We start from the raw sequence: 25,219 nt of genomic DNA, 5'->3' as shown, positions 1-25,219 counted from the left end.
GACACCCGCGTGGGGGCGCCCCCTATTGGGGGCAGCACATTGTGTACACGCCGACTATCTTCTAAATATGCACTAGCCGGGGGGCTAGGGACGACGGGGACAGCAAGTCCGGAATCGGATCGCGGGGGTGATCCGATACATAAGAAAACGGCCAACTGGTCACCGTCGCCCTGCATCATCTTCAATCGCCGGTCGGGTCCCGAGGACCCGGCCGGCGATTTCACTTTAAGCCGCGCCCGCTGAGGCGGATGCGGTCGGTGCGGGCCGAAGCTGAGTGTCTCCGGGGAGCATCGCCTCGGTGCTGCGTGTTGAATGGAACGAAGGAACGACGAAGCATCACCGATACCCATGAGGAGGCACCATGCCTACCGTTACCGTGACCAGCGACACTCTCGACAAGACGATCACCGACAACGAGATCGTGCTGCTCGACTTCTGGGCGGACTGGTGCGGCCCGTGCAAGCAGTTCGCACCGGTGTTTGAACAGTCGAGCGAGACCAACGGCGACATCGTTCACGGCAAGATCGACACCGAGGACCAGCAGCAGCTCGCAGCAGCCGCGCAGATCACCTCGATCCCCACCCTCATGGCCTTCAAGAAGGGCGTTCCGGTCTTCCGTCAGTCGGGCGCGCTGCCGCCGGCGGCGCTTGAAGACCTCGTTGCCCAGTTGAAGGCGCTGGATGTCGACGCCGCGATCGCTGCGGCCCAGGCCGCGGAAGCCGAAGCGGGCACCGCTCCGCAGGAGGGCTGAGCCGCGACGGGGCGCCGCATCATCGGCGTCCCCGTGCAGACGCAAGCGCCAAGCGCAACCCCTTTTCTTCGCCGCCCGCAGCCAATTAGACCTGAAACGGTAGACACCACCGTCTGCACAGAAGACAGGGTGGAGAAACCCATGCGAGCACTGACCTGGCAGGCAAAGCGATCCGTCTCGGTCGAGACCGTCCCCGATCCGCGCATCCTCGAACCGACCGACGCCATCGTGCGGATCACCTCGACCGCCATCTGCGGTTCGGACCTGCATCTCTACGAGCTATTCGGTCCGTTCATCGACCGGGGCGACATCCTCGGCCACGAGTCCATGGGCATCGTCGAGGAGGTTGGCGCCTCGGTCACTCGCGTGAAGGCCGGCGACCGTGTGGTGATGCCCTTCAACATCGCCTGTGGCGTCTGCTACATGTGCGTGCGTGGGCTCCAATCGCAGTGCGAGACGACTCAGGTGCGCGAATACGGCAACGGTGCAGCGCTCTTCGGATACACAAAGCTGTACGGCCAGGTGCCCGGTGGACAGGCAGAACTGCTTCGAGTTCCACTCGCCGACTACAACACGATTCCGGTGGCACACGACCTTCCGGACGACCGCTACCTGTTCCTCAGTGACATCCTGCCGACGGCGTGGCAGGCCGTGCAGTACGCGAACGTTCCGGATGGTGGCACGCTCGCGGTCTTCGGGCTCGGCCCGGTCGGGCAGTTCGTCTCGCGCATCGGTGTGCACCTCGGATACGAGGTGCTCGCGGTCGAACCGGTGCCCGAGCGGCGGGCAATGGCCGAGCGTCACGGCGTTCTCACCTACGACCTCACGGACGACGTGATCCCGCAGTTGCGCGAGCGCACCATCGGCCGCGGTCCGGATGCGGTGGTCGACTCCGTGGGCATGGAAGCGCACGGCGGTGCCGGCCACGGTTCCACGCTCGCCGCAGTGGGGCAGGCGGCCGTCGGACTCCTGCCGGATCCGCTGGCTCGCGCCGCCATGAACACGGCCGGCATCGACCGGATGACGGCGGTGCTCAGCAGCATCGACCTCGTGCGCCGCGGGGGCACGGTCTCGCTCGCCGGCGTCTACGGCGGAGAAGCCGATCCCATGCCGTTGAAGGACATGTTCGACAAGCAGATCACCGTGCGCATGGGGCAGTGCAACGTCAAGAGCTGGATCGACGACCTGCTTCCGCTGGTCGAATACCCGGGGGACCCGCTCGGAGTGCTCGACCTCGTGACCCATCGCGTACCGCTCGAGGAGGCGCCGCGCATGTACGAGCTGTTCCAGAAGAAGGAGGACGGCTGCATTAAGGTCGTGCTCACGCCGTGAGTGCGCACGATGTCGATCGGCCGGGCGCGGAGCGCTGGGTCCCGGACGGCGGGGGAGTGCGGGCGCTGCGCCGCGCGGCCCCCGCCTGCCGCGGATGCGAACTGTGGGCTGGCGCGACGCAGGTCGTCTTCTCGACCGGGTCGGCATCCGCTCGCCTGATGCTCGTGGGCGAGCAACCCGGCGACCGCGAGGACCGCGAGGGCGCGCCCTTCGTCGGCCCGGCGGGTCGGCTGCTGGATGACGCGCTCGACGCGGCGGGAATCGATCGTGGCGAGGTCTATCTCACGAACGCGGTGAAGCACTTCCGCTTCGAGGAGCGCGGCAAGCGGCGCATGCACAAGAACCCGGCCGTGGCTCACATCGAGGCCTGCGCCCCGTGGCTGCGCGCGGAGCTGGCCGCGGTGAAGCCGGATGTGGTGGTCTGCCTCGGTGCGACGGCCGGTCGTGCGGTGCTCGGCCGGCCCGTGCGCGTCGGGCAGGACCGCGGCCACCTGCTCGACGGCGAGGCGCACCGGCTCGGGCGGGCGCGCGTACTGCTCACCGCGCATCCGTCTGCCGTTGTGCGCCTACACGACAGGCCCGAGTTCGATGAGGCGTTCGATCTCCTCGTGGCCGACCTGTCCGTGGCGGCCACACTGCTCGCCAGGTAGCGCACTCGCGAGCCGGTCTCGGGCAGGAGGATTCTGGAAAGACGCGGCAGGCACCGCATAATGGTCTTCGGGCCCCACCCCCGTGAGCACTCGAGCCGAGGACACTATCGCGATGAGCTTTTCGCTGAACCCGCTGCTGCACCTGCCGTTGAGCATCCCCAGCCCGGATCCCGCCTTCGCGCAGTTCCAGATCGGCCCGCTCGTGGTGCACACCTACGCCATCTGCATCCTCGTCGGCATCTTCGCCGCCGCCATGATCACCTCACGCAGGCTCACGAATCGTGGCGCGGAGCCCGGAATCGTCATCGACATCGCGCTCTGGGCGGTGCCGATCGGCATCATCGGCGCGCGCATCTACCACGTGCTCACCCACGTGGGCGACTACTTCTACCCCGGCGCGAACCTCTGGAACACGGTCGCCATCTGGGACGGGGGTAACGCGCTCTACGGCTCGCTGCTGGGTGGAGCGGTGGGTGCGTACATCGGCTGCCGCATGACCGGCATCCGCTTCTGGACCTTTGCGGATGCTCTCGCGCCGGCGATGCTCGTCGCGCAGGCGCTCGGCCGCTTCGGCAACTGGTTCAACCACGAGCTCTTCGGCCTTCCCACCTCGCTGCCCTGGGGCCTCCAGATCGAGTCGACCAACCCGAAGTTCCCCGCGGGGCTCGCGGATGGCACGCTGTTCCACCCGCTGTTCCTCTACGAGATCATCTGGAACCTCATCGGCGTGGGCATCATCCTGCTCATCGAGCGCAAGGTGCGACTGCACTGGGGCAAGGCCTTCGCGATCTACCTCATCTGGTACGGGCTCGGCCGCAGTTGGCTCGAGGCGATTCGCATCGACCCGACGAGCGACGGCTTCCTCGGCATCCCGGCCAACGACTGGGCCTCGTTCGCTGCGATCATCCTCGGCATCGTGATCTTCGTCGTACAGTCGCGCAGGCACCCCGGTCTCGAGCCCTCGCCGTACGCGCCGGGGCGCGTGCCGAGCCCGAAGGACACGACGGACGAGGTCTTCACCGAGGATGACTTCCGCGACGACGCCGTCGCGGCGGAGGTCGCCAAGAAGTAGCGTTCGGTCGCTGAGCTTGTCGAAGCGCCCCTTCGACACGCTCAGGGGACGCCGCGGCTCAGGGAACGCGGCGCTCAGCCCAGCAGCGTGAGCATGAGGCGCGAGTCTTCGAGCGCCTCCACCGCGTGCGGCAGTCCCTCGTCGAGTCGCATGAGGCCACCCGGAACGAGCGTGGTTTGCGTGCCGGCCGCGGTGATCACGAGGCGGCCGTCGAGCGCCTGAAGCAGCAGCTGCTTGGGCGCGATGTGTTCCCTGAGCACCCATCCGGATTCGAAGGCGAGCACGATCACGCGCACGCCAGGCGCAGCGAGCACGGTGTAGTGGCCGAGCTTGCCCTCGCTGATCGGTGCAAGCTCGAACAGGTTTTCGCGCACCGTCAGTGCGGCTTCGGAGAGGGGCATGTCCATACCCTAAAGCTAGCCCTGCGAGGGCTGCAGATCACGCCGCGCGCGACTGTTAGCCTCGAGACCATGCCCAGCCTCGCCCTCGTCAGCACGGATCCCGAGTTCGTCGGGCAGGATGATCGCGACCTCGAACCCTTGCGCGCGGCGCTGCGTTCGCACGGCATCGACGTGCACGTTCCGTCGTGGCGCGACACCGACGTCGACTGGTCGAGCTTCGACCTCGCGATCATGCGCAGCCCGTGGGACTACGCGGAACACCCGCAGCAGTTCCTCGACTGGCTCGACCGCGCGTCCGCCGCGACGCGCCTACTGAACCTGCCCGAGGTCATCCGGTGGAACCTCGACAAGCGTTACCTGGCCGAACTCGAGGGGCGCGGAGTTCGAGTCGTGGACTCGCAGTTCTGCACCAGCGCGGATGAGGTGGCCGGCGCGCTCTCAGCGGTGGACTCCCCGCGGGTGGTGGTGAAGCCGACCGTGTCGGCCGGATCGCGCAACACCGGCCTGTTCGAGCGGGACGATCCGCGCGCTGCCGAGCTTGCGCGGCACATCATCGGGATCGGCAAGACAGCCATGGTGCAACCTGCGGTGGAGAGCGTGTCGACCGTGGGCGAGCGCGCGCTCGTGTACTTCGACGGCATGTTCTCTCACGCCCTCGTCAAGGGGCCGATTCTCGATGTCGGCGGCAACCTCCTCGGCGGCGTCTACACGGAATCGATCGAGCCCGCGCAGGCCACCCCCGCCGAACGGCAACTCGCCGATGGCGCGATGGCCGCCATCTCCTCGATCTTCCTCGAGCGAGGAATCGCGGCGGACGATGCCGTGCCACTGTACGCGCGACTCGACCTCGTCGAGACGGATGATGGGCCGGCGCTGCTCGAGGCCGAGTTGTTCGAACCCGCTTATTTCGTGCATACGGCCCCCGCATCCGAGGCGCGCTTTGCCGCTGCCGTGCTCGCGAGGCTCGCGACGCCACCGCTGCGCTAGCGCGACCACGCCTGCCGTCCCACCAGCGGGCATTCAGCCGACATGGAGGTGGCTGTTAGGCGCGCACCAAGTTTTGCGGCCTAGGCTGGTGACGCAGCTCAACGAATGTGAGGCAATACACAGTGCGGGTCATCAGCTACAACCTTCGTAAGAACCGGGCCAGCAGTGAACTCCTCGCCATAACTGAAAAGTTCGAGCCAGACGTGTTGTGCCTGCAGGAGGCCGACACGGTGGCCCTTCCCACGACGGTCGGGGCGCTGAGGCTCGCTGATTCGACCATGCGCAATCGGCTCGGCCTCGCGCTCTACTATCGCGACGATCGCTTTGCGGCCATGAACACGCAGACGTTCGAACTCAAGAAGTCGCTGCATGACCGCGTGCTGAGGCCAGCGCACGAGCGCCTCATCGGCACCCGGATGCGCGACCTGGAGGCCGATCGCGAACTCGTGATCGCTTCGTTCCATGCCGCTCCGCTCACGGCGCTCAACTCCCTGCGGCGCAAGCAGATCACGGCGGCGCACGAGCAACTGCGCGTGCTCGGCCCGGGGCTGCCGACCCTCATGGTGGGCGACTACAACTACCCGATCTTCCAGAACCACCTGAACGAGCGGATGGCGGACTCGGGCTATAACCTCACCCTGAGCGACAGCCGCACCTACACGAGATACAAGTTCTTTCGCGGCCACTTCGACCTGGCCACCTCGATCGGACTCACGATCGACAGCGTGAAGACCCTGCCACGCGGCACCTCAGACCACTTACCGATACTCGTGACGGCGAGCTACAGCGAGGTCGCGTCGGTCGCCTGACGCGCAGCCGCCAGCCTCACGCGGTGGCGAGAGCGAACCAGGGTGGATGCACCGCGACCCGCGGCTGATGCGCCGATCCCGCGAGGAGCGCTCGGACGTCGGCTCGAGCCCGCTCATTCGCGACGCCGATGAGGCTCACCCGCTCGAACGGCACCGGCTCTGCCACGAGCAGTTCGGAGCGCAGCAGCACACCGTCATCGGAGCCGAGTAGGCGGCGAAGCAGCTGCTCCGAGTCTTCTTTCGTCGTGGCGAAGCGGGTGCGCGCATCCCCGGCATCACCGTCGGCGACGACCGGGTACGGGCCGTCGGCGGTCACGAGCTGCTTGATCGTCGTGACAAGCATGATGAATTCGGATGCCGGCAGCGCCCGAGCGCGCGGAGCCAGCCGGGGATCCGGCGTTCGCGCGAGCATGCCCTCCCAGATCGTCGCGTCGGGGGAGAGAAAGAAGGGCACGTAGTCTGCGACGGTGTGTCCGGTGCCGGCGATGTGCGTGCTGCGCCTGGCGTCGCGGGTATCGGGGGAGGAGATGTCGACCTCGGGGCGACCCTGCCAGGCCGCGTCGGCATCCGCATGAAGCGCACCGTCGACCAGGATGCCGATGAGATTGTCGATGTGGGTCAGGTGGTGCACGCGCTGCTCGGCGAGGATGACGGGTTTGTGCTTGGCTGTCGGCGCCTCCCGGCGGCGGGACACTGTGCCGGCGGTGGAAGCTCGAGGCGCTCGCGTGCGAGCGGTGGTCGCGGCCACGGGAGCGGGTTTCGCCTTCGGGCTGCAGATGTCACAGCGGTCGATATCGAGTCCGTGGATGCATTCTTCGGTCACCTTAAGACCTTACGTTGCGCGGGACTCCCGGGGTGACCATCGCAGGGCTGCGAGCGGCCCTAACGACCGGATGCCAGCATCGACAACAGCACCGTGTTGGCTGTGGTGAGCGTGGCGAGCAGAACGATCACGATCACGGGAACGCGCGGCCGTTCCTCGGCGACGGGCTGCTCCGGCTCGATCACGGCGGCAAGGTGTCGAGGTGTCCGTGCTGCGGCGACTTCACCGGTGAGCGGGGTGCGGTGTTCGGTCCAGGTGGTGCCGTCCCACCAGCGCCTGCGACCTGGGTCTTCCCGGTCGGGGTACCAGCCGGCGGGGATGCGGTGCCTGATGGCCACACTGACCACGGGCAACGCCGGAGTCTCGACGCGCTCTTCGGTGAGCACCGAGTCGAGGTCGATGCCGCCGAAGCCGACGGATGCGAGGTCAACGGGAGCCGTGCCGGCGATTACCGCGGTGGCGACCATGACCCCTCCTGTCCAAGCTGTTCAAGCGTTCGGGGTACGCAAACCGTCCCCCCACGCGCTACGCTACGCCGCCCTCATTGCGCGCGCTCGCCCCAGTTCGCGGGGGAGCAACAGGGCCCCACGCCCGGTCTGGCGACCGAGTGCGGGGCCCCGCTCGGGCTCTGCTCGACTCAGTCGACGAGCGCGAAACCGCTCGTCCAGGAGGTCTTCTCCGAGGCGGCGAGCGTCATCTGCAGGAAGCCGAGCGCCTCGAGCTCGCGGGCACGCTTGAGTGAGCCTGCGTCGACTGCCTTGAGGCCAGCATCCGTCACGATCTTGGCGAGGGCGGCCTTGCCGTCGGCGTCGTCACCCGCGATCAGCACGGCGGTCTTCTCGCTGCCGACGCTGCCGGCGTGCAGGGTGGCCGCGAAGTTCGTGTTGAACGCCTTGACGACGGATGCCTTCGGCGCCAGTTCCGCGATCTGGTGGCTGTTCGACGAGTCTGCGGGCACGACGAGGGAGTCGAAGGTGGCAAAGTCGACCGGGTTGGTGATGTCGACGAGCACCTTGCCGTCGAGCTGGTCGCCGTAGCTGCCGATCACCTCGGCGACGGCGGGGTGGGGGAGCGCGAGCACGACGATGTCACCGGTGATGGCGTCGCCGATGGTGCCGGCGCTGAGTCCGGTGGCGGAGCTGGCCTTGGCGGCGTCGCGCGCCAGCAGCTGAACGTCGGTGCCGCCTGCGGCCGCGAGCTTGGCGATGGCGCCGCCCATGTTGCCTGCGCCGATGATGGTGATGGTGGTCATGATGGTCTCCCTGGGTAATTGGTTGTCGGTTCAACCAATAGTAGCGTATTTACTTGTAGCGTCAAGTAATTTGCTAGAATGGGTTCATGACGAAGACCCAGTGGCTGTCGGCAGACGAGATGTCTGCCTGGAGAAAGTTCGTGGCGGTGGTCGAGTTGCTGCCCGGCGCGCTCGACGGCCAGCTGCAGCGCGACGCGGAGCTCAGCCACTTCGAGTACTTCGTCATGGCCATGCTGTCCGAGGCGCCCGGCCGCACGCTCAGGATGACCGAGCTGAGCGCCGAGACCAACGCGACCCTGCCGCGCCTGTCCCACGTGGTTGCCCGCCTCGAGAAGCGCGGCTACCTGGTGCGGACGCCGTGTGAGGAAGACCGGAGGGCCACGAACGCGTCGCTCACCGCATCCGGTTGGGAGAAGGTCGTTCAGACTGCGCCGGGCCATGTTGGCGCGGTGCGCGAGAACGTGCTCGGCCCTCTCGACGAGCGTGACGTCGCCGACCTCGATCGCATCATGGGTCGGATGCTCGCGCGGCTCGATCCGGACGGCCGGTTCGCCGTGCAGGCGGCCTCGCAGTCGTAGCGAGGGACTAGCGCGACACCTCGTCGACGATGCCGACGAATCGGCTGCCGATGCCGTCCACCTCGTGCCGGTAGACGTTGTCGGCGGGTTGGGGCAGTTCGCCGGGCAGGTGGTGGCTGCAGCTCAGGTAGCTGAAGGCCGGCCACCACTTCTTCGGGCGAACGGCCTCCTCGAAGCCGCAGATGTCGCACTTCAGCTGCACCCAGACGGGCTTCTTTCCGGTGCGATTGGCGCGCGACTGCGCGAGCCAGGCCGGCGGGTTCGAGTCGAGCTCGGCGAACTCCTCCTCCGAGATCCGGTTCGGGATGCCGTGTCTGCGCGCCATTTCCAGCGGAATATCGAGCCGCAGCGCGACCTCGTGTCTCGTGATCATGTCGGTCCAGCGTACGTCCGCGCTCGCTGATCTTGCGCCGAGCGTGCGCGCGCGGGCTACAGCAGCGGGGCGATGACGCCGACGATGCGCTCGCGCAGGGCGTTGCCGGCGAGCGCGAACTCGCGCTGGCGGCGCGCGTATTCGGCCCTGCCCTCCGGCGTCTCGATCGCGACCGGCTCGTAGCCCCACTCGGTGAGGTCGTAGGGCGAGGCGCGCATGTCGAGTTCGCGGATGCTCGCGGCGAGCTCGAACGCGTCCAGCAGCAGCTCGCCCGGCAGCAGCGGGCCGAGCTTCGTGGCCCACTTGTAGATGTCCATGCCGGCGTGCAGGCATCCCGGTTGCTCCATCGCGGGCTGGTTCTCGCGCGTGGGCAGAAGCCGATTGAGCGGCGCAGCGTCCGGTGTGAAGAAGCGGTAGGCGTCGAAGTGCGTGCAGGAGATGCGGGCGCCCTCGACCACGGCATCCGTCTCGGTCTGGCTGAGCCTGAGTGGTGCCTCGTGACGGTGCTCGCCCTGACGATAGACCATCGCCCACTCGTGCAGGCCGAAACATCCGAGTCTCGGCTGACGGCTCGCGGTGGCGCCGAGCAACGAGACGATGAAGCGGATGCTGGCGCCCCTGGCCTCGACGAACGCCGCGGCATCGACAATGACGTCGTCGCCGCGCGCGGAGTACCACCGCCAGTCGGCGCGTTCGCTGCCTGCGGCATCCGCAAGCACGACGCCCGCTCCCGGGTGCCAGCGGCGCAACACGCGCGGAGGCACGGGGTAGTAGGTGAACAGGAAGTCCTCGACCGGATGCGTGCGCCCGGTTCCCGCACGCTCGCGCCAGCCGCTGCTGAGCGAGTCGGCGCGCTCGCGGTGGCGCTCCTCGAGCGCGCGCCACTCCGCGGGGGCGAGCACGCTCGACTCGGTCAGGGTGGCCATTCACCGAGGCTACCTGCCAGACTTGCCGCCATGGAATTCGAGGCGACGATGCTGCAACTAGGCAATAACACGGGCATCCCGGTGCCGGCGGAGGTCATCGAGGCGCTCGGCGGCGGCAAGCGGCCGGCCGTGAACGTCACAGTCAACGGCTACTCGTACCGCAGCACCGTCGCGCCGATGGGCGGCCGATTTCTCATCCCGTTCAGCTCCGACAAGCGGGCGGCGACCGGCATCGCCGGCGGCGACCAGGTGGATGTCGTGCTGACTCTCGACACTGAACCACGCACGGTCGAGACTCCCGCCGATTTCGCCGCCGCGCTGGCCGCCGCCGGCGCTCGCGCGGCCTTCGACGCGCTCTCGCCGAGCCGCCAGAAGGCGCACGTCGTGTCGATCGAGGGCGCGAAGACGGCCGACACCCGCGAGCGTCGCATCGCCACCGCGGTCGCGAGCCTCGCGGAATAGCGCTTTCGCGCTCCCACGGGGCGCGGAGGCAAGGGTGACAGACTAGAACGATGGTCGACGTCACGGTCGTAGGAAGTGGCCCCAACGGGCTTGCCGCCGCCGTCACGGCCGCGCGCGCTGGACTCTCGGTGCGACTCCTCGAGGGAGCCGCGACGCTCGGTGGTGGGCTGCGCACGAGCGAGCTCACCCTGCCGGGCTTCCACCACGACGTCTGCTCAGCCGTGCATCCCGCGGCCACGTCCTCGCCGTTCTTTCGCGAGTTCGGGCTCACCGACAGGATCGAGTGGATCGTTCCCGAGGTCTCCTACGCGCATCCGCTCGACCACGGGCACGCGGGCATCGCCTGGCGCGATCTCGACCGCACCGTCGACGGACTCGGGCGAGACGGCAGCGCCTGGCGTGCGCTGCTCGCACCCCTGCTGAAGCGGGTCGAGGGCGTCGTCGACTTCACCGGCTCGCAGTTGCTCCGCATCCCCAAGGATCCGATCGCGGCCTTCTTCTACGGTCTGCGCGCCTTCGAGCAGGGTTCGCCGCTGTGGAACCTGCGCTTCAAGGGCGAGGTGGCGCCCGCGCTGCTCAGCGGTGTCGCTGCGCACGCGAGCGGCCGTCAACCCTCCCTCGCGCCCGCGGGCGCCGGGCTCCTGCTCGCGGTGCACGGCCACGCCGGCGGCTGGGGCTACCCCAGGGGCGGTGCCCAGTCGATCGCGGATGCCATGGTCGACGACCTGCTCGCCCACGGCGGCACGGTGCACACCAACGTTCCCGTGGACTCGCTCGCCGCGCTCGAGCCGTCGCGTGTCACGCTCCTGGACACCTCGCCGAAGCTGCTGCTCACGGGGGACCTGCCCAGCGGATACCGAGCCGCGCTCGGGAGGTACCGCTATGGCCCGGGCGTCGCGAAGGTGGACTTCGCGCTCTCGGGACCGGTGCCGTGGTCCAACGCCGACGTGGCGCTCGCGCCCACGGTTCACCTCGGCGGCAGCAGGGCCGAAATCGCCGCCGGTGAAAATGCGGTGCTTCGGGGGAGCGTGGCGCAGCATCCGTATGTGCTGGTGACGCAGCCGAGCGTGCTCGACGACTCGCGCGCGCCGGCCGGGCAGCAGGTGCTCTGGGCCTACATCCACGTTCCCTCGGGGTCGACGCTCGACGCGACAGAGCTGGTCACGGTGCAGGTGGAGCGGTTCGCGCCGGGCTTTCGCGACCTCATTCTCGGCAGCGCGTCGAGCAGCGCCGTGGAGATGGCGGCATATAACCCGAATTACATCGGGGGAGACATCTACAGCGGCGCGCTCACCCTGCGACAACTCGTGAAGCGCCCGATCGTGTCGCCGGCACCGTGGCGCACGCCCATCGAGGGGGTGTACCTGTGCTCCTCGGCGACGCCGCCCGGCCCTGCCGTGCACGGCATGAACGGTTGGTACGCCGCGACGCTCGCGCTCAAAGAGCGGTTCGGCATCAGCACGCCACCCTCGCTCGCGCCCTGACCGCTCTGGCTCACCGAGGAGCGCCAGCGTAGCGTGGATGGCGTGAGCTGGTTCGACGCCCAGGACTACGAGTTCGCGCGGCAGGTGCTGCAGCGAGGCATCGCCGTCATGTTCCTCGTCGCCTTCCTCTCCACCGCTGCGCAGTTTCGCGCGCTTCTCGGTGAGCACGGACTGCTGCCCGTGCCGAAGCTGCTGGAGCAGGAGCGGTTCCTGCGCGGCTTCACCCTGTTCCGCTGGGGATACAGCGACCGGCTGCTGCTGACCGTGGCCTGGGTCGGGGTCGCGCTCGCGGCATCCGTTGTTCTGGGTCTGCCGCAGTTCGGGCCGCCGTGGGTGCCCGCGCTGGTCTTTCTCGCGCTGTGGTTGCTTTACATGTCGGTGGTGAACGTCGGGCAGACCTTCTACGGTTTCGGCTGGGAGATGCTGCTGCTCGAGGCGGGTTTCACCGCCGCATTCCTGGGCTCGGATGCCGTGCCGCCGCCGACCACGATCCTGCTGCTGACAGCATGGCTGGTCTTCCGTCTCGAATTCGGCGCGGGCATGATCAAGATTCGCGGAGACCGATCGTGGCGCGACCGCACCGCCCTGTACTACCACCACGAGACGCAGCCGATGCCGAATCCGTTCAGTCGCTTCGCGCACCTGCTGCCGAAGCCCGTGCACCGGGTCGAGGTGCTGGGCAACCACGTCGCGCAGCTGATCGTGCCGTTCCTGCTGTTCGCGCCGCAGCCGGTCGCGAGCGCGGCGGCGGCCATCGTTATCCTCACCCAGCTGTGGCTCGTGTTCACGGGCAACTTCGCCTGGCTCAACTGGATCACGATCGTGCTCGCGTTCAGTCGCATCAGCGATTCGGTGGCGCACTGGGCGCTGCCGGTCATCCCGCTCGACTGGGGCTCGGGCGACGTCACGCCGATCTGGTGGCTCGTGATCGTGCTCGCCGTGTCGCTGCTGCTCGTCGTGCTGAGCTACTGGCCGATCCGAAATCTGCTCTCGCGCAGGCAGCTGATGAACGCGGCGTTCAATCGCTGGCAGCTCGTGAACGCGTACGGCGCCTTCGGCAGCGTGACGAAGGAGCGCTTCGAGGTGATCGTGGAGGGCACGCTCGACGCGTCACCGAGCGCCGACGCTGAATGGCGGGAGTACGAGTTCAAGGGCAAGCCGGGTGACCCCTCGCGCATGCCGCGCCAGTTCGCGCCATACCACCTGCGGCTCGACTGGCTCATGTGGTTTCTGCCGCTCGGCTCGGTGCACGAGCAGTGGTTCTACGCTTTCCTCGGCAAGCTGCTCGAGGCCGACCTGCCGACGCTGCGGATGCTGCGCCTCGACCCCTTCGACGGCCAGCGCCCGCGATGGGTGCGCGCCACTCTCTATCGCTACCGCTTCACGACGCGCTCAGAGAAGCGAGCGAGCGGGATGTGGTGGGTGCGCGAGCCGGTGCGGGTCGCGATTCCGCCGGTGTCGCTGCCTGGCGCTTAAGCGCGGTGCTACACCGCGATGTCAGACTGGCACACCTGCGCGCAGCAAGGATTGCACCGTGACGAGGATGATCAGCAACTGCACGAGAAACGCGAGCCCGGCGGCGCATCCATAGACGATGGCGGTCGCCCACCCCCGGCCTATGACTCGATTGACGTGAACACCTCGCGCGATGAAGTAGGCGAGCGGCGTCAGCAGCCACCACCAGGTCGAGGCGGCGGTGCGGTAGCCCGATTGCAACAGCACCTTGCGATCGTGCATGGTCAGCCCCGCAGACACAAAGAGGAACGTCAACAGCACAATCGACCTGATCATGCTCCCAGGCAGGGCAGTATCCAGCATGAAGATCACGACCGACATCCACACCGGGCTCAGGGCGAGCCACCAGGAAGCGGAGGTGTAGACGACCGTCGGTGTGGACTCAAAGGAGGCCAAAGATCGCGACTGCGTCATGGACAGGTACGGTGTTCGATTCGCCGTGTCGCTCGCTTGGAAAATCGGTGCGAAGTTCCCGGGCACAGGCACGGGCTCGGCGCTGGCGGGACGTGACTGTGGGGCCGCGGGCACCGCGGGCAGGGCGGGCGCGGCCGGGAGGACAGGTGCGTCCGACACGGCCGCCGCCGGGGGCAGGCCGAGCGGCGTCTGCAGGGGCGCCGCCGGGTCCGTAGCGGCATGCCGCGGTGGCTCCGCTGCGCGAACGTGCGAGGTCCACTGCGTGCCGTCCCACCATCGGCGGCCTCCGCTTCCCGCCGGATCGGGATACCAGTCGGCGGGCAAGTCAGGCACAGTCATGATTGTCTTTTTACATCTGAATGTATGTCAGCAATAGCCCCAGTTTGGGAACGCCCGCTCCGATGACGGCGCGTGCGCCTATCCTCGACTCCATGACACCGGATGCGCTGCGTGACTTCTGCCTATCGCTCCCGCAGGCGATCGAAACTTTCCCGTTCGACGAGGAGACCTCGGTCTTCAAAACGAGTGGCAACGGCAAGGTGTTTGCTCTCGTGCGCCTCGATGCTGAGCCGCTCTCGGTCACGCTCAAGTGCGACCCGGAGGAGAGCCTCGCCCTGCAAGAGGAATTCCGGCAGATCACGCCCGGCTACCACATGAACAAGAAGCACTGGATCACCGTGGTGCTCGAAGAAGCATTCCCCGACGAGCTTGTCGAGCAGGTGGTTCGCGACAGCCACGCGCTCGTGAGGCCGCGCATCCCGCGCTCGCGTTCGGCGGAGTAGCCGGGCTCAGGCGCTCAGCGCGTCGATCTTCTCGCGCAGCTCCGCGTTGCTCGGCTCGACGACGTGGGTGTCGTCGGGGAAGACGATCACCGGAATGTTGGTGCGCCCGCTGATGCCGCGTGCGACATCGGCGGCAGCGACATCCGCTTCGAGGTCGACGTAGTCGTAGTCGACGCCGAGTTCATCGAGCAGCTTCTTCGATCGGCGGCAGTCGCCGCACCATTCGGCACCGTACATCGTGATTCGATCGCTCATACCTCCATCAAACCACCGCCGGGGGTTCTGCATTCCAAGCGCCCCGCGTAGCCTTAATCGATGACATTGAAATGGGAAGAAGTTGTCATCGACTGCAAGGACGCCCCCGCTCTTGGCCGCTGGTGGGCGGATGCCCTGGGCTGGGACATCGTCGATGAGGATGAGGCCGGACTCGAGATTCGCAACCCCGACCGCTCGTCGCCCACGCTGTTCTTCGGCAACGTGCCGGAGCCGAAGACGGTCAAGGACAGGCTGCACCTCGACTTCGTGCCCGACGATCAGCAGGTCGAGGTTGATCGCCTGATCTCGCTGGGCGCCACGCGCGTCGACATCGGCCAAACCGGCGAGGAGCGCTGGGTGGTGCTCGCCGACCCAGAGGGCAACGAGTTCTGCATTCTCGCCGCGCGACACTAGCGCCGCGCGGTCGCTGCGCCGCCCCGGTCGCTGAGCTTGTCGAAGCGCTAAGTCGCCCAGTCGCTGAGCAGCCCCGATCGCTGAGCCTGTCGAAGCGCTGTCAGCCCCGCGGCTCGGATCCGAAGACGTGTCGCGAGAGCGCCTGGATGTCCCTGTCCATGTTCTCGAGCTTGATCGTGATGATGTCGAACTTCGCGTCGACGCGAGCTTCCATGGACCCAAACCGGGCGTCCATGGCTTCGAAGCGGGCACTCATGGTGCGGGTAAGACTCGTGCTGACGATGCCGATCATGCCGAAAAAGGCCGCAGTGAAGACGCCGATGAGTACCCATACCTGTGGTTCGGTCAACGTCGTCACGGCTCCATTCTCACTGCTTCGGTAAGGGAACACTAGGGGCGCCCCGGTACGTTGTCCCGAGCGTCGCCCGAACTGGTCCACTGCTCAGCCGCGAGGCGTGCTGTGGAGGAGCGGACGCAGTGATCAGGCGGTGAACTCCTCCGGCAGCACCACGTTCTCGGGAACCGAGCGGAACAACGGCGCGATCTGGGCGGGCGTGTAGCCGGCGATGCCGCATCCGATCTTCGTCACGAGAAAGCGAAGTTCCGGATGCGCGCCCGCGAACTCGAGAAACTCGCCGACTTCGCGCTGGATGGTCTCGATGCCGCTCATGGTGTCGATGCCGTAGGACTGCCCCTGCAGCCCGTGCCCCTGGCCCCACACGGCGCCGAACTTCTCGTAGGCGGTGCGGGCGGCCCCGGCCCCGTGCGACCCGGTCGCGTTCGATCCGAACACGAAGATCTCGCCCGGTTGCAACTCGGTAATGGTCATGGCGCGATCCTAAATCTTTACCCCGTAAGTGGTCAGTGAGCGTCGCCGAGGTACAAGACGGCCTGCACGGGCGCGTGGTCGGACGGCCATCCGCGCTCGTAGCGGGTGACGTTGATTGCGGCCTTCAGCGTGGTGATGGTGGGCGTGGTGAGGATCCAGTCGATGCGCTTGCGATCGTGCTTCGGCGCTCGATAGCCGAGGAAGGTGCCCCACGCCTCGGTGAGCCGCTCCTTCGCCACATCCCAGCTGTCGATCATGAGTCCCGGACGGGTGAGTAGGTCGTACGGCTCGGAGTCCGCATCCGTGTTGAAGTCGCCGGTGAGGATGGTGGGCAGCGGGGACGCCGTCACGATGCGAGCGAGCACGTCTGCCGAGCGCAGTCGCGCCTTGCGCGAGTAGTTGTCGAGGTGCGTATTGATCGCCTGGAACTCTATGCCGGCGGCCCTGTCCCTGAACGTCGCATCCACGAGCATCCGTGGGGTGCGATTGCCCCAGGATGTCGAACCCGGCACCGAGGGAGTGTCGGAGAGCGCGGTCTGCGCCCAGTCGAGCAGCTCGAGTCGTTTGCTGTCGTAGTAAAGCGGGCAGCCCTCGCCGCCGCGGTTGGCCTCGCGGCCGTAGCCGACGGAGCGGTAGCGCTCGCCGAGGGCGTGGCGCACGAAGTTCGCCTGGTCAAAGAGCGCCTCCTGCACGCCGACGAGGCTCGGCTGTTCCGCCTCGAGCAGTCTCTTGATGAGCGGCTCGCGATGCACCCAGCGGTCGGGGCTGCGCGGGTTCAGGTGTGGCAGCCGGCGCCGGATGTTGAAGCTCATGACGTGCAGGTTCGGCGCGTCTACTGGCCCGACCACCGCGGCATCCGTCATCGTGTCAGCCTACGACCGCCTCACGCCCCCGGTGCGGGCAGAATGGTGGGATGTCTGCTCCCGATCACGTCGAGCCCGGTCTCTATCGGCACTACAAGGGCAATCTCTACGAGGTGATCGGCGTGGCCTCGCATTCAGAGACGGAGGAGCGGCTCGTCGTCTATCGCGCCCTCTACGGGCTGCGCGGGATGTGGGTGCGACCGTTCGACATGTTTGTCAGCGAGGTGGAGGTCGACGGCGAACGCGTGCGCAGGTTCGCGCCCGTGAAGGCAGAGGAGCACCACTCCTAAGTGCGAGTCCGGGGTCGCTGCGCTGCACTACCGTGGACCCATGGCCCAAGCAACCACACTTCTCGACCTCGGTGACGAGCACTTCGTCTCGCTCACGACCTTTCGCAAGTCCGGGGTGGGCGTGTCGACACCCGTGTGGATCGCCCGCGACGGCGACGCGCTGCTCGTGACGACACCGCAGGGCAGTGGCAAGGTCAAGCGCATTCGCAACAACGACCGGGTCGAACTGCGTCCCAGCTCCCGCATGGGCAAGGTGGCGGATGACGCCCCAGTCGCGGTCGGGCACGCCGAGATCCTGGAGGAGACGCCGGAACTCGAGAACGTCTTCCGCAAGAAGTTCGGGCTCGAATACAGCTTCTTTCTGTGGATCGAGAAGTTCAGTAAGCAGGGCACGAAGCCGCGCTACATCCTGCGCATTACCCAGTAGCGTCGTTCCACCCGCGCTGACATCCTCGGCCCAGCGCGCCGTGCGAACATAGGGAAATGACCTATAGCCCCGCTGATTCTCGTTACGACTCCATGGTCTATCGCCGCACCGGCAGAAGCGGCCTCAAGCTTCCCGCCGTCTCGCTCGGCCTGTGGCAGAACTTCGGACACAACGTGCCGATGGACTGGCAGCAGCAGATCCTGCGCCGTGCGTTCGATCTCGGAGTGACCCACTTCGACCTCGCCAACAACTACGGCCCTCCGTATGGCAGCGCGGAGGAGAACTTCGGCGAGCACCTTCGCCGTGACTTCGCCCCGTTCCGCGACGAGCTCGTCATCTCCACCAAGGCCGGCTACGACATGTGGCCAGGGCCGTACGGTAATTTCGGCTCCCGCAAGTACCTTCTCGCGTCGCTCGACCAGAGCCTCGACCGCATGGGCGTCGACTATGTCGACATCTTCTACTCGCACCGTGCCGATCCAGACACGCCGCTCGAAGAGACGATGGGTGCGCTGCACAGCGCCGTCACCTCGGGCAAGGCCCTGTATGCCGGAATCTCCTCCTACTCGCCGGAGCGCACGAAGCAGGCGGCGCAAATCCTTGCCGACCTCGGAACGCCGCTGCTCATCCACCAGCCCTCGTATTCGATGTTCAACCGCTGGGTCGAGGGCGGTCTGCTCGACACTCTGGCCGAGTTGGGCGTCGGATGCATCGCCTTCTCTCCGCTCGCGCAGGGACTGCTCACCGATCGCTATCTCGGCGGCATTCCGGATGACGCACGCGCGTCCCGCGAGGGATCGATGCAGAAGAGCATGGTCAACGACGACACTCTCGCCGCCATCCGCGCGCTCACCGACATCGCGAAGGGTCGCGGTCAGAGCCTCGCGCAGCTGGCCATCGCGTGGACCCTGCGGAACGAGCCGGTGACCTCCGCGCTCGTCGGTGCGTCGTCTGTGGAGCAGCTTGAGGCGAACCTCGCGGCGATTGCGGGCCTCGACTTCACGCCGGACGAGCTCGCGGCCATCGACCAGCACGCCGTCGACATGGACATCAATCTCTGGGCGCCGTCAAGTGCGGTGGGGGTTTCGGCGTAGCGCAGTGTCTCAGCTCGGTGTTGAGCGGACGTTAGCATCGGCTCATGGATTCGGATGCTGCGGCCCAGGAGGGTGTACTCGTCTCCTGGGATGACGAGCGCGGCTTCGGCTACATCCAGCCGGAGGCCGGCGGTCACCGCGTCTTCGCCCACATCCACGCCTGGCCCCGCGGTGCGGGCCGGCCGAAGGAGGGCGACTTCGTGACGTTCGACGTGGAACTGGCACCAGACGGTCGCACTCGCGCGCGGTCCGTGCGGAGGCCGTTCGAGACGCTCCCGCGACAGAGGGTCACTCTCGGCGCCGAGGGCTATTTCGCGATTCTGGGTTTCATCGGCCTGTACATCGTGGTCGGAACGTACTGGCCAGTGTCGCCGTGGATCGGCCTTGTCTACGCAGTGCTGAGCGTGGCGAGCATTGCCCTCTACACGCGGGACAAGGCAGCTGCCGGCGCGGGAAGCTGGCGCACCTCCGAGAACACCCTGCACATGGTGTCGCTTTTCGGCGGATGGCCGGGCGCGATCCTGGCGCAGCAACTCCTGCACCACAAAAACCGCAAGGAATCGTTCCAGGCGACGTTCTGGACCACGGTGGTCGTGAACTGTGCCGCCTTCGTCGTGTTCAGCCGGCCGGTGACGGAGCTGATCGCCGATGTCGTAGGGTAGCGAAGAGGACCGTTGTTGTGGCCCGTCGGTCAACGGGCGCGCCGATGCGCCGATACACGTTCCTGTCGCGGCGTCACGACCCGACATGACGGCCTCCTGTGGCTGGCCAGTGCTCTGCGAGTCGTCGTGAACCCACGTCGGATGCAGGACGACTAGCAGGGCGGAGAGCTAAGACGCGCGAAGGTCTCCGCGATCGCCCCGAACTGGGGGAGCTCCTCACGAGCACTGACCCCTACGCTCGGAGTTGCGCTCAATAATCGCAGAATAGAAGACTCATGAAACGCCGAAGCCCAGCTGCCCCGCTCCTCCTGCCATTCGTCACATTCGGCATCTATTCGCTCGTTTGGTATGTGAAGACGAAGAACGAGATGAAGGCTGCAGGCAGCAAGATCCCAACTGCCTGGCTACTCATCGTTCCTATCGGCAACATCGTGTGGATCTGGAAATACGCGGTGGGAGTCGAGCAGTTCACTGGTCGAAGCATGCGCCGTCACGGTGCCTTCTGGCTCTTGTTCCTTCTCGGCTTCATCGGGGCGGCGATTGTCCAAAGCTCGTTCAATCGATCAATCGGTGGCTCAAGCGCCACTCAGGCCGTTCCCGCGGTCGCATAGCCGCAAGGCTCCTCTCCGAGGTCATGGAGTACTCGTCAGGAAGCGTCTGTAGCCGTGCCTCGCGCTAGAGTCGGTTGTCGCGTTCGAAGGAGAGCAAATGTCAGGACCAGGTTTTGCGGTCATCGACTTCGAGACGACCGGGCTGTTTCCTGGTGGTCACGATCGAGTCGTCGAGGTGGCCGTCGTGCACCTGGATGGCAATGGAAGCGTGACAGGCCAGTGGGACACCCTCGTCAATCCGGAGCGTGATCTGGGTCCGCAGCATATCCATCGAATCAAAGCCGCCGACGTCCTGGGCGCGCCTACGTTCACTCAGATCGCCTGCGAGCTTGTCGACTTGCTGCGGGGTCGCGTGCTGGTCGCGCACAACGCGAGTTTCGACATCCGTTTTCTTCGCGCTGAGTTAGAACGTGCAGGCGCTATTCCGCCGCTCGCACTCGAGCCGTGGTTGTGCACAATGCAACTAGCGCGTGACTTTCTCCCCGGTGCTGGTCGTGCGCTCGCCGACTGCTGCGCTGCCTACGACATCGAACTCGAGAACGCGCATCGCGCATCCGTCGACGCTCTCGCGACTGCCAAGCTGCTGGCCGCGTATATGGGCTCCGAGACCGACCCCGAGTTCTGGTACTCCTACATCAGCCAGGCACTGGATGAGGTGTGGCCGTCGCTCACCCACTTGGGCTCGCCATGGGTGTCGCGGGGAGCACAGGCGCAGGCCTCGGCGAGCTTCATCCAACGCATCACTCTCAAGATGCCGGAACATGCCGGTCCTGTGGAGCACCTCGACTATCTGGCGCTGCTTGACCGCTGCCTGCTCGACCAGCAGATTTCGGTACACGAGGCAAACGCTCTTGTGAATCTCGCCGAGACGCTCGGCATCAGTCGCACCACTTGCATCGCCTTGCACCGGCAATATTTCGACCAATTGACCGCGGTGGCCTGGGCGGATGGAGTCCTCACCACCGATGAGATTGCCGATTTGGTCGCCATTGCACGGATGCTCGACGTTCCCAGCGACGTCGTGGTGGCAGCGATGCAGACGCGGGCTGCCGCAGAACCCCCAGCCGAATCATTGCCGGCAGCATTCCGCCTGCAAGCGGGTGACCAGATTGTGCTTACGGGTGACATGATGCGGTCCCGCGAAGACTGGCAGCGCGAGTTGCGCGAGCGAGGCTTCGTGCCATGGGATGCCGTGACCAAGAAGGTCAAGCTCGTCGCTGCAGCAGACCCAGACTCTCTCTCGGGCAAGGCGCGAAAGGCTCGCGACTACGGCATCCCGATAGTGGATGAGGTGGGGCTCGCCGCGATGCTTGCGCACTGAGCGAGCCCACTCCCGGAGTGGAGGCGAGGTTACCCGGTCGGCAGTGTGCTTTCTGCCGAAGCCTCGGCAGCGCTGGTCGCGGCGTCAGCTCGAGCTGAGCACGGCCATCCGCCTCGATCTGAATTATGCAAGAAGTGCATATTGGTGGCGCAAGCTGAGCTGTCGCAATATTTGCGACAGTTCGCATTGAGCGTGGCCACACGGTTCTCGCGCGAGCTTCGGCATGCGACGCGGCTGTGCGGCTGACGAAGAGGAGCGCACGCGCTCCGAACCTCGGCGCACGCCTCCTTTTGGTGGCTCGCTGGGTGATCTGATGGTTGCTGCGCTGGACACTCCGCGCTCAGGCGTCAGCGAACGGGCATCGAAGCAGGATCGCCGGAGAAACCCGGGCCTGCTACCTTGGCGAGCATGGTTGAACTGTCAGTAGGCGACGCAATCGCGGCGCTCGTTGCCGAGCGTGATTGGGCTCAATTCCACACTCCCGAGAATCTCGCGAAGAGCATCTCTATCGAGGCAGGCGAACTGCTGGAGTGCTTCCAGTGGAACCGCGACGCTGACAATGATCGGGTGCGCGAAGAGCTCGCCGACGTGCTCACCTACTGCATGCTGCTCGCCGAGCGGATCGGCGTCGATCCAAACCAGATCATTCTCGACAAGTTGGTGGTGACGCGAGAGAAGTACCCCGCCGACAAGGCGCGTGGACGAAGTACGAAATACGACGCTCTGTGAATACGACGCGCTTTGAGATTGAGCGGCTGGAATTCAGCCAACAGGCTGTCAAGTCGTGGGCGCCGCGTGAACAGCACAACACCAATTGGCCGGTCGTGTACATCCTGGATGACGCCGACCGAGGCACACGGGCGTGGAGGTCGGGCGTCCTTGACAACGTCTACGTCGGCGAGACGCTCAATGCCGACAAGCGAATGCGCCAGCACCTCGGCTCTCCGGAGAAGCAGCAGCTGCGCACCATCCGCGTGATCATCGATGAGACGTTCAACAAGTCGGTCTGTCTGGACCTCGAGTCATATCTGATTCGCCTCTTCGCGGGCGACGGTACTTATCGGGTGTTGAACCGGAACGACGGGATCACCGAGGCGGACTACTTCGACCGCGCCAAGTACCGCGAGACTTTTCGCGAAGTGTTCGACCACCTCCTGCGTGATGGAGTCTTCACGCGAGGTATCCCGGAGATCGAAAACAGTGATCTGTTCAAGCTGTCGCCATTTAAGGCGCTGAGCCAAGATCAGGCTATTGCAGTCGAGGACATCCTTGAAGGGCTCTTCGCCCACGTGAAAGCCGACGTCGGCAGTACCAGCGTGATCCAGGGCGATCCGGGCACGGGCAAGACTGTCATCGGTATCTACCTGATCAAGCTCCTCGTCGATATCGCGCGGTCAATGCCACAGGACGATATCGATGGAGACTCGCTGTTCTCGGAGTTCTTTGTGCCTGGTTATCCGGAATTGCTGAGGGACTTCCGCATAGGTCTTGTCGTTCCCCAGCAGTCGCTTCGCAAATCCATCCAGAAAGTATTTCGCAAGACGCCGGGCCTCTCGGCAGACATGGTCATGACGCCGTTTGAAGTCGGAGTCGCTGATCAACAGATCGACCTGCTCGTCGTCGATGAAGCGCACCGGCTGAACCAGCGTGCGAATCAGCCTTCGGCATCCCAGAATAAGAAGTTCCAGGACGTCACCGAGAAGTTATTCGGTGCGGACGACAAGACGAAAACCCAGCTGGATTGGATTCGTGCCAAGAGTAAGCATCAGATCTTCTTGCTGGATGCTGCACAGAGCGTTCGACCGGCCGATGTACCGCAGGCCTTGCTTGAGGATATGGTTTTCCAGGCACAGCGTGACCACCGTTACTACCCCCTGCTGTCGCAGATGCGCGTGCAAGCTGGTTCCGACTACGTCGGGTACATCAGGCGCATTTTCGGCACGGCACCCGCGCTGGGAGAACCGACCCCAGTGGCGCCCGAGACCTTTGACGGCTATGACTTTCGGATGTTCGATGACGTCGCTGAGATGCGCGATCAGATTCACCGCAAGGATGCCGAAGGGGGACTCGCGCGCATGGTCGCTGGGTACGCATGGGAGTGGAAGACCAAGAACGACAAGACGGCGTTCGATATCCAGATCGACGAGACCCAATTTCGCTGGAATGGCACGCAGGTGGACTGGATTGCGTCGAAGGGCTCCCTCGAGGAAGTCGGTTCCATTCACACGGTGCAGGGGTATGACCTCAACTACGCGGGAGTCATCATTGGCAACGACCTGCGATACGACCCCCTGGTTAAGAGATTGTTCATCGATCGCGCGTCCTATTTCGACAAAAAGGGCAAGGAGAACAATCCCGCGCTGGGGAAGACCTATACGGATGACGACCTTCTCCGTTTCATCACGAACATCTATGCGGTGCTTCTGACCCGTGGAATCCGCGGCACCTACGTCTACGTGTGCGACCCAGCGTTACGCGCGCACCTGAAACAGTTCATTCCGAGCGACCCTGCGTAGTTTCCCAACCCAATTAGTCGCAGGCGATTCCGTCGCCGTCGCGGTCGAGTTGATAGATGTCCGTGCCGATGATGCGCACCGGGCCCTTTGTGTAGGCGGGGCCGTTGCCGCTGCCACCCGCGCAATCCACGTCGCTTGCGATCGGGACGCACTGGCCCGAGTAGTTCGGGTCGCATCCGGCGGGAGCGGCGGGGGCGGGCGCGGCAACCGGCGCAGGGACGGGAGCGGGCATCGGCGCGGCAGCGGCCGGCGTGCGCACCAGTGCAGACGCGACCGCGGGCTCGTTCGGACATCCGCTGAGGATGCGCGACATCGCATCGTGCTCCGCCGACGTCACCCACAGGCCGTACTTTGCCTTCACCGAGATCTGGTGCGCGACATAGGTGCAGCGGAAGGACTTGGCGCTCGGCAGCCAGGTCGCCGTGTCACCCGCGCCCTTCTGCGAATTGGAGCGGCCATCGACCGCGAACAGGTTGACAGGGTCGTTGGCGAGTTCCTCGCGCTGCTGCTGGCTCAGCTGCTGCGCGCCCGTCTGCCACGCGTTCGCGAGCGCGACGACGTGGTCGATCTGCACCGCCTGCGAGGTCGTGTTGCCGCGCACGAAGTTGATCGTCGCGCCCGTGTATGGCGAGACCAGCACGCCGCTCATGACCTTGCACGGGCCGCTCTTCACGGTGCTGGCGAAGTCGCGCTGCAGGATGTCGTTGCGCGTGTCGCATCCGTTGTGGTCCACGTCCAGCCAGGCATGGCCGAACATGCCGGTGCGATCGTAGCCGGTGAGCGGGGACTTGCCCTTGACCGGCAGGGTGGCCAGGAGGGCGAGCGCGGTGCCCTCCGGCGACGCGACACTGGTGGATGGCGACGGTGGACGCGACGGGGTGGGCGTCGGCTGGGTATCCGTCGAGGCGACCGTCTGCGTCGGGCTCGGCGTCGGTTGAGCGACGGGAATCGTGGCCGCACCCGCGCGCGGAAGAAGCGACGCCCCCACACCCATCGTCGCCAGGGAGATCGCGAGCACGACCGCCGCAGTGCCGCGCCCGGGAATGGAGGCCCAACCCGGTCGGCCCGCCACCAGCGAGTACAGCGCCGTCACGATCGCGATGAGGCCCCACGCGAGCAAGAGACCGCCGAAACCTCCGGATGCCGCACCCGTGACCGAGAAAGCGGCCACGACCGGCGCCACGATCCAGAAACTCGCGCCGAACCTCGGCCGCCATCGCGCTCTGCCGCTCACAACCATCCCCTCGGGTACGGCTACACGCTAGGGGAGAAGAGGAACGGCGGGCAGTCCCCGTGCGGGTGTCGTCGAAGCCCTCGGGTCACAAC

The 25,219-nt window shown here is 66.0% G+C and carries 32 protein-coding genes; 20 read left to right on the top strand and 12 right to left on the bottom strand.

All coding sequences use genetic code 11. The annotated features are described in order from the left end of the window. Positions 1 to 361 precede the first annotated feature (361 nt). The 4 genes from trxA to lgt all read left to right on the top strand — a co-directional run bounded on the left by trxA (position 362) and on the right by lgt (position 3,805). A complete protein-coding gene (trxA, locus tag ABUA37_RS07000) occupies positions 362 to 751 on the top strand; it encodes a thioredoxin (protein WP_349898412.1) in 390 nt (129 codons plus the stop codon). 141 nt (positions 752 to 892) lie between these two features. Continuing rightward, on the top strand, positions 893 to 2,083 hold the full coding sequence (locus ABUA37_RS06995; RefSeq protein WP_349898411.1) for an alcohol dehydrogenase catalytic domain-containing protein: 1,191 nt from the start codon (positions 893 to 895) through the stop codon (positions 2,081 to 2,083). Next, positions 2,080 to 2,733 carry a UdgX family uracil-DNA binding protein gene (locus ABUA37_RS06990; RefSeq protein ID WP_349898410.1) on the top strand — a complete coding sequence of 218 codons (654 nt, stop codon included), beginning with the start codon at positions 2,080 to 2,082 and terminating at the stop codon, positions 2,731 to 2,733. The genes ABUA37_RS06995 and ABUA37_RS06990 overlap by 4 nt, the downstream gene beginning before the upstream one ends. A gap of 112 nt (positions 2,734 to 2,845) precedes the next feature. Beyond that, positions 2,846 to 3,805 carry a prolipoprotein diacylglyceryl transferase gene (gene lgt, locus ABUA37_RS06985; RefSeq protein WP_349898409.1) on the top strand — a complete coding sequence of 320 codons (960 nt, stop codon included), beginning with the start codon at positions 2,846 to 2,848 and terminating at the stop codon, positions 3,803 to 3,805. A gap of 74 nt (positions 3,806 to 3,879) precedes the next feature. Here lgt and ABUA37_RS06980 read toward each other — a convergent pair whose 3' ends face one another. Beyond that, positions 3,880 to 4,206: a cupin domain-containing protein gene (locus ABUA37_RS06980; protein WP_349898408.1), complete on the bottom strand. Its 327-nt coding sequence runs from the start codon at positions 4,204 to 4,206 to the stop codon at positions 3,880 to 3,882. Between the two features lie 69 nt (positions 4,207 to 4,275). Between ABUA37_RS06980 and ABUA37_RS06975 the strand changes: the two genes are divergently transcribed. Both ABUA37_RS06975 and ABUA37_RS06970 read left to right on the top strand, forming a co-directional pair. Further along, a complete protein-coding gene (locus ABUA37_RS06975) occupies positions 4,276 to 5,193 on the top strand; it encodes an ATP-grasp domain-containing protein (RefSeq protein ID WP_349898407.1) in 918 nt (305 codons plus the stop codon). A 122-nt stretch (positions 5,194 to 5,315) separates the two neighbouring features. After that, positions 5,316 to 6,002, top strand: coding sequence for an endonuclease/exonuclease/phosphatase family protein (locus ABUA37_RS06970; RefSeq protein WP_349898647.1), 687 nt, complete (start codon positions 5,316 to 5,318; stop codon positions 6,000 to 6,002). Between the two features lie 16 nt (positions 6,003 to 6,018). On the opposite strand, the gene ABUA37_RS06965 is transcribed toward ABUA37_RS06970, so the two are convergent. The 3 genes from ABUA37_RS06965 to ABUA37_RS06955 all read right to left on the bottom strand — a co-directional run bounded on the left by ABUA37_RS06965 (position 6,019) and on the right by ABUA37_RS06955 (position 8,077). Then, complete coding sequence (locus tag ABUA37_RS06965; RefSeq protein ID WP_349898406.1) at positions 6,019 to 6,825, bottom strand: DarT ssDNA thymidine ADP-ribosyltransferase family protein; 807 nt, start codon at positions 6,823 to 6,825, stop codon at positions 6,019 to 6,021. A gap of 59 nt (positions 6,826 to 6,884) precedes the next feature. After that, positions 6,885 to 7,292, bottom strand: a complete 408-nt coding sequence (locus tag ABUA37_RS06960; protein ID WP_349898405.1) for a DUF2510 domain-containing protein — start codon at positions 7,290 to 7,292, stop codon at positions 6,885 to 6,887. A gap of 170 nt (positions 7,293 to 7,462) precedes the next feature. After that, positions 7,463 to 8,077 carry an NADPH-dependent F420 reductase gene (locus ABUA37_RS06955; RefSeq protein WP_349898404.1) on the bottom strand — a complete coding sequence of 205 codons (615 nt, stop codon included), beginning with the start codon at positions 8,075 to 8,077 and terminating at the stop codon, positions 7,463 to 7,465. A gap of 86 nt (positions 8,078 to 8,163) precedes the next feature. On the opposite strand from ABUA37_RS06955, the gene ABUA37_RS06950 reads away from it, so the two are divergent. Further along, complete coding sequence (locus ABUA37_RS06950) at positions 8,164 to 8,655, top strand: MarR family winged helix-turn-helix transcriptional regulator (protein WP_349898403.1); 492 nt, start codon at positions 8,164 to 8,166, stop codon at positions 8,653 to 8,655. Positions 8,656 to 8,662: 7 nt separating this feature from the next. Here the strand turns inward: ABUA37_RS06950 and ABUA37_RS06945 are convergent, their stop codons facing one another. Beyond that, positions 8,663 to 9,028, bottom strand: coding sequence for a hypothetical protein (locus tag ABUA37_RS06945; protein WP_349898402.1), 366 nt, complete (start codon positions 9,026 to 9,028; stop codon positions 8,663 to 8,665). Positions 9,029 to 9,084: 56 nt separating this feature from the next. Beyond that, positions 9,085 to 9,954 carry a 3-methyladenine DNA glycosylase gene (locus tag ABUA37_RS06940; RefSeq protein WP_349898401.1) on the bottom strand — a complete coding sequence of 290 codons (870 nt, stop codon included), beginning with the start codon at positions 9,952 to 9,954 and terminating at the stop codon, positions 9,085 to 9,087. A 30-nt stretch (positions 9,955 to 9,984) separates the two neighbouring features. Between ABUA37_RS06940 and ABUA37_RS06935 the strand changes: the two genes are divergently transcribed. Genes ABUA37_RS06935 through ABUA37_RS06925 form a run of 3 tightly spaced genes read left to right on the top strand, consistent with a single transcriptional unit; the run spans position 9,985 to position 13,376 of the window. Continuing rightward, a complete protein-coding gene (locus ABUA37_RS06935) occupies positions 9,985 to 10,416 on the top strand; it encodes a YdeI/OmpD-associated family protein (protein WP_349898399.1) in 432 nt (143 codons plus the stop codon). Between the two features lie 50 nt (positions 10,417 to 10,466). After that, positions 10,467 to 11,900 (top strand): phytoene desaturase family protein, encoded by a 1,434-nt coding sequence (locus ABUA37_RS06930; RefSeq protein WP_349898398.1) that lies wholly within the window; start codon positions 10,467 to 10,469, stop codon positions 11,898 to 11,900. A 33-nt stretch (positions 11,901 to 11,933) separates the two neighbouring features. Continuing rightward, positions 11,934 to 13,376 (top strand): lipase maturation factor family protein, encoded by a 1,443-nt coding sequence (locus tag ABUA37_RS06925; protein WP_349898396.1) that lies wholly within the window; start codon positions 11,934 to 11,936, stop codon positions 13,374 to 13,376. Positions 13,377 to 13,397: 21 nt separating this feature from the next. Here the strand turns inward: ABUA37_RS06925 and ABUA37_RS06920 are convergent, their stop codons facing one another. Continuing rightward, positions 13,398 to 14,168: a DUF2510 domain-containing protein gene (locus tag ABUA37_RS06920; protein WP_349898395.1), complete on the bottom strand. Its 771-nt coding sequence runs from the start codon at positions 14,166 to 14,168 to the stop codon at positions 13,398 to 13,400. 92 nt (positions 14,169 to 14,260) lie between these two features. Between ABUA37_RS06920 and ABUA37_RS06915 the strand changes: the two genes are divergently transcribed. Continuing rightward, positions 14,261 to 14,611, top strand: coding sequence for an MmcQ/YjbR family DNA-binding protein (locus ABUA37_RS06915; RefSeq protein WP_349898394.1), 351 nt, complete (start codon positions 14,261 to 14,263; stop codon positions 14,609 to 14,611). A gap of 6 nt (positions 14,612 to 14,617) precedes the next feature. On the opposite strand, the gene ABUA37_RS06910 is transcribed toward ABUA37_RS06915, so the two are convergent. Then, entirely contained in the window at positions 14,618 to 14,866 is a 249-nt protein-coding gene (locus ABUA37_RS06910) for a glutaredoxin family protein (protein ID WP_349898393.1), read from the bottom strand. 60 nt (positions 14,867 to 14,926) lie between these two features. Between ABUA37_RS06910 and ABUA37_RS06905 the strand changes: the two genes are divergently transcribed. Then, complete coding sequence (locus tag ABUA37_RS06905) at positions 14,927 to 15,280, top strand: VOC family protein (protein ID WP_349898391.1); 354 nt, start codon at positions 14,927 to 14,929, stop codon at positions 15,278 to 15,280. A gap of 100 nt (positions 15,281 to 15,380) precedes the next feature. On the opposite strand, the gene ABUA37_RS06900 is transcribed toward ABUA37_RS06905, so the two are convergent. The 3 genes from ABUA37_RS06900 to ABUA37_RS06890 all read right to left on the bottom strand — a co-directional run bounded on the left by ABUA37_RS06900 (position 15,381) and on the right by ABUA37_RS06890 (position 16,972). Continuing rightward, positions 15,381 to 15,638 (bottom strand): hypothetical protein, encoded by a 258-nt coding sequence (locus ABUA37_RS06900; protein ID WP_349898390.1) that lies wholly within the window; start codon positions 15,636 to 15,638, stop codon positions 15,381 to 15,383. Positions 15,639 to 15,761: 123 nt separating this feature from the next. Continuing rightward, a complete protein-coding gene (locus ABUA37_RS06895; protein WP_349898389.1) occupies positions 15,762 to 16,109 on the bottom strand; it encodes an A1S_2505 family phage non-structural protein in 348 nt (115 codons plus the stop codon). 32 nt (positions 16,110 to 16,141) lie between these two features. Continuing rightward, positions 16,142 to 16,972, bottom strand: coding sequence for an endonuclease/exonuclease/phosphatase family protein (locus tag ABUA37_RS06890; RefSeq protein ID WP_349898388.1), 831 nt, complete (start codon positions 16,970 to 16,972; stop codon positions 16,142 to 16,144). A gap of 50 nt (positions 16,973 to 17,022) precedes the next feature. Between ABUA37_RS06890 and ABUA37_RS06885 the strand changes: the two genes are divergently transcribed. The 8 genes from ABUA37_RS06885 to ABUA37_RS06850 all read left to right on the top strand — a co-directional run bounded on the left by ABUA37_RS06885 (position 17,023) and on the right by ABUA37_RS06850 (position 23,893). Continuing rightward, positions 17,023 to 17,262 (top strand): DUF1653 domain-containing protein, encoded by a 240-nt coding sequence (locus ABUA37_RS06885; protein WP_349898386.1) that lies wholly within the window; start codon positions 17,023 to 17,025, stop codon positions 17,260 to 17,262. Between the two features lie 40 nt (positions 17,263 to 17,302). Further along, entirely contained in the window at positions 17,303 to 17,689 is a 387-nt protein-coding gene (locus tag ABUA37_RS06880; RefSeq protein WP_349898385.1) for a PPOX class F420-dependent oxidoreductase, read from the top strand. Between the two features lie 56 nt (positions 17,690 to 17,745). Continuing rightward, positions 17,746 to 18,783: an L-glyceraldehyde 3-phosphate reductase gene (mgrA, locus tag ABUA37_RS06875; protein ID WP_349898384.1), complete on the top strand. Its 1,038-nt coding sequence runs from the start codon at positions 17,746 to 17,748 to the stop codon at positions 18,781 to 18,783. A gap of 44 nt (positions 18,784 to 18,827) precedes the next feature. Continuing rightward, the gene (locus tag ABUA37_RS06870; protein ID WP_349898383.1) at positions 18,828 to 19,445 is read left to right on the top strand and encodes a DUF1294 domain-containing protein; all 618 of its coding nucleotides are present in this window, start codon (positions 18,828 to 18,830) and stop codon (positions 19,443 to 19,445) included. A 275-nt stretch (positions 19,446 to 19,720) separates the two neighbouring features. Beyond that, positions 19,721 to 20,056, top strand: a complete 336-nt coding sequence (locus tag ABUA37_RS06865) for a DUF4234 domain-containing protein (protein ID WP_349898382.1) — start codon at positions 19,721 to 19,723, stop codon at positions 20,054 to 20,056. Between the two features lie 97 nt (positions 20,057 to 20,153). Next, the gene (locus ABUA37_RS06860; protein WP_349898381.1) at positions 20,154 to 21,377 is read left to right on the top strand and encodes an exonuclease domain-containing protein; all 1,224 of its coding nucleotides are present in this window, start codon (positions 20,154 to 20,156) and stop codon (positions 21,375 to 21,377) included. A 408-nt stretch (positions 21,378 to 21,785) separates the two neighbouring features. Beyond that, positions 21,786 to 22,106: a nucleotide pyrophosphohydrolase gene (locus tag ABUA37_RS06855; RefSeq protein ID WP_349898380.1), complete on the top strand. Its 321-nt coding sequence runs from the start codon at positions 21,786 to 21,788 to the stop codon at positions 22,104 to 22,106. Next, positions 22,103 to 23,893: a DNA/RNA helicase domain-containing protein gene (locus tag ABUA37_RS06850; protein ID WP_349898379.1), complete on the top strand. Its 1,791-nt coding sequence runs from the start codon at positions 22,103 to 22,105 to the stop codon at positions 23,891 to 23,893. The genes ABUA37_RS06855 and ABUA37_RS06850 overlap by 4 nt, the downstream gene beginning before the upstream one ends. A gap of 13 nt (positions 23,894 to 23,906) precedes the next feature. Here the strand turns inward: ABUA37_RS06850 and ABUA37_RS06845 are convergent, their stop codons facing one another. Next, positions 23,907 to 25,076 carry an HNH endonuclease family protein gene (locus ABUA37_RS06845; RefSeq protein ID WP_349898378.1) on the bottom strand — a complete coding sequence of 390 codons (1,170 nt, stop codon included), beginning with the start codon at positions 25,074 to 25,076 and terminating at the stop codon, positions 23,907 to 23,909. Positions 25,077 to 25,219: the final 143 nt, after the last annotated feature.

It is taken from the genome of Parafrigoribacterium soli (genome assembly GCF_040227235.1).
In the GTDB taxonomy this organism is placed as follows: Bacteria; Actinomycetota; Actinomycetes; order Actinomycetales; family Microbacteriaceae; genus Parafrigoribacterium_A; species Parafrigoribacterium_A soli.
This window is presented reverse-complemented; position numbering and strand designations above follow the sequence as displayed.

What these genes read in the sequence shown, in the direction of transcription:
- trxA (WP_349898412.1), top strand. Translation starts at nt 362, where the DNA reads ATGCCTACCGTTACCGTGACCAGCGACACTCTCGACAAGACGATCACC.
- ABUA37_RS06995 (WP_349898411.1), top strand. Translation starts at nt 893, where the DNA reads ATGCGAGCACTGACCTGGCAGGCAAAGCGATCCGTCTCGGTCGAGACC.
- lgt (WP_349898409.1), top strand. Translation starts at nt 2,846, where the DNA reads ATGAGCTTTTCGCTGAACCCGCTGCTGCACCTGCCGTTGAGCATCCCC.
- ABUA37_RS06980 (WP_349898408.1), bottom strand. Translation starts at nt 4,206, where the DNA reads ATGCCCCTCTCCGAAGCCGCACTGACGGTGCGCGAAAACCTGTTCGAG.
- ABUA37_RS06975 (WP_349898407.1), top strand. Translation starts at nt 4,276, where the DNA reads ATGCCCAGCCTCGCCCTCGTCAGCACGGATCCCGAGTTCGTCGGGCAG.
- ABUA37_RS06960 (WP_349898405.1), bottom strand. Translation starts at nt 7,292, where the DNA reads ATGGTCGCCACCGCGGTAATCGCCGGCACGGCTCCCGTTGACCTCGCA.
- ABUA37_RS06955 (WP_349898404.1), bottom strand. Translation starts at nt 8,077, where the DNA reads ATGACCACCATCACCATCATCGGCGCAGGCAACATGGGCGGCGCCATC.
- ABUA37_RS06950 (WP_349898403.1), top strand. Translation starts at nt 8,164, where the DNA reads ATGACGAAGACCCAGTGGCTGTCGGCAGACGAGATGTCTGCCTGGAGA.
- ABUA37_RS06945 (WP_349898402.1), bottom strand. Translation starts at nt 9,028, where the DNA reads ATGATCACGAGACACGAGGTCGCGCTGCGGCTCGATATTCCGCTGGAA.
- ABUA37_RS06940 (WP_349898401.1), bottom strand. Translation starts at nt 9,954, where the DNA reads ATGGCCACCCTGACCGAGTCGAGCGTGCTCGCCCCCGCGGAGTGGCGC.
- ABUA37_RS06935 (WP_349898399.1), top strand. Translation starts at nt 9,985, where the DNA reads ATGGAATTCGAGGCGACGATGCTGCAACTAGGCAATAACACGGGCATC.
- ABUA37_RS06930 (WP_349898398.1), top strand. Translation starts at nt 10,467, where the DNA reads ATGGTCGACGTCACGGTCGTAGGAAGTGGCCCCAACGGGCTTGCCGCC.
- ABUA37_RS06920 (WP_349898395.1), bottom strand. Translation starts at nt 14,168, where the DNA reads ATGACTGTGCCTGACTTGCCCGCCGACTGGTATCCCGATCCGGCGGGA.
- ABUA37_RS06915 (WP_349898394.1), top strand. Translation starts at nt 14,261, where the DNA reads ATGACACCGGATGCGCTGCGTGACTTCTGCCTATCGCTCCCGCAGGCG.
- ABUA37_RS06910 (WP_349898393.1), bottom strand. Translation starts at nt 14,866, where the DNA reads ATGAGCGATCGAATCACGATGTACGGTGCCGAATGGTGCGGCGACTGC.
- ABUA37_RS06905 (WP_349898391.1), top strand. Translation starts at nt 14,927, where the DNA reads ATGACATTGAAATGGGAAGAAGTTGTCATCGACTGCAAGGACGCCCCC.
- ABUA37_RS06895 (WP_349898389.1), bottom strand. Translation starts at nt 16,109, where the DNA reads ATGACCATTACCGAGTTGCAACCGGGCGAGATCTTCGTGTTCGGATCG.
- ABUA37_RS06890 (WP_349898388.1), bottom strand. Translation starts at nt 16,972, where the DNA reads ATGACGGATGCCGCGGTGGTCGGGCCAGTAGACGCGCCGAACCTGCAC.
- ABUA37_RS06885 (WP_349898386.1), top strand. Translation starts at nt 17,023, where the DNA reads ATGTCTGCTCCCGATCACGTCGAGCCCGGTCTCTATCGGCACTACAAG.
- ABUA37_RS06880 (WP_349898385.1), top strand. Translation starts at nt 17,303, where the DNA reads ATGGCCCAAGCAACCACACTTCTCGACCTCGGTGACGAGCACTTCGTC.
- mgrA (WP_349898384.1), top strand. Translation starts at nt 17,746, where the DNA reads ATGACCTATAGCCCCGCTGATTCTCGTTACGACTCCATGGTCTATCGC.
- ABUA37_RS06870 (WP_349898383.1), top strand. Translation starts at nt 18,828, where the DNA reads ATGGATTCGGATGCTGCGGCCCAGGAGGGTGTACTCGTCTCCTGGGAT.
- ABUA37_RS06865 (WP_349898382.1), top strand. Translation starts at nt 19,721, where the DNA reads ATGAAACGCCGAAGCCCAGCTGCCCCGCTCCTCCTGCCATTCGTCACA.
- ABUA37_RS06860 (WP_349898381.1), top strand. Translation starts at nt 20,154, where the DNA reads ATGTCAGGACCAGGTTTTGCGGTCATCGACTTCGAGACGACCGGGCTG.
- ABUA37_RS06855 (WP_349898380.1), top strand. Translation starts at nt 21,786, where the DNA reads ATGGTTGAACTGTCAGTAGGCGACGCAATCGCGGCGCTCGTTGCCGAG.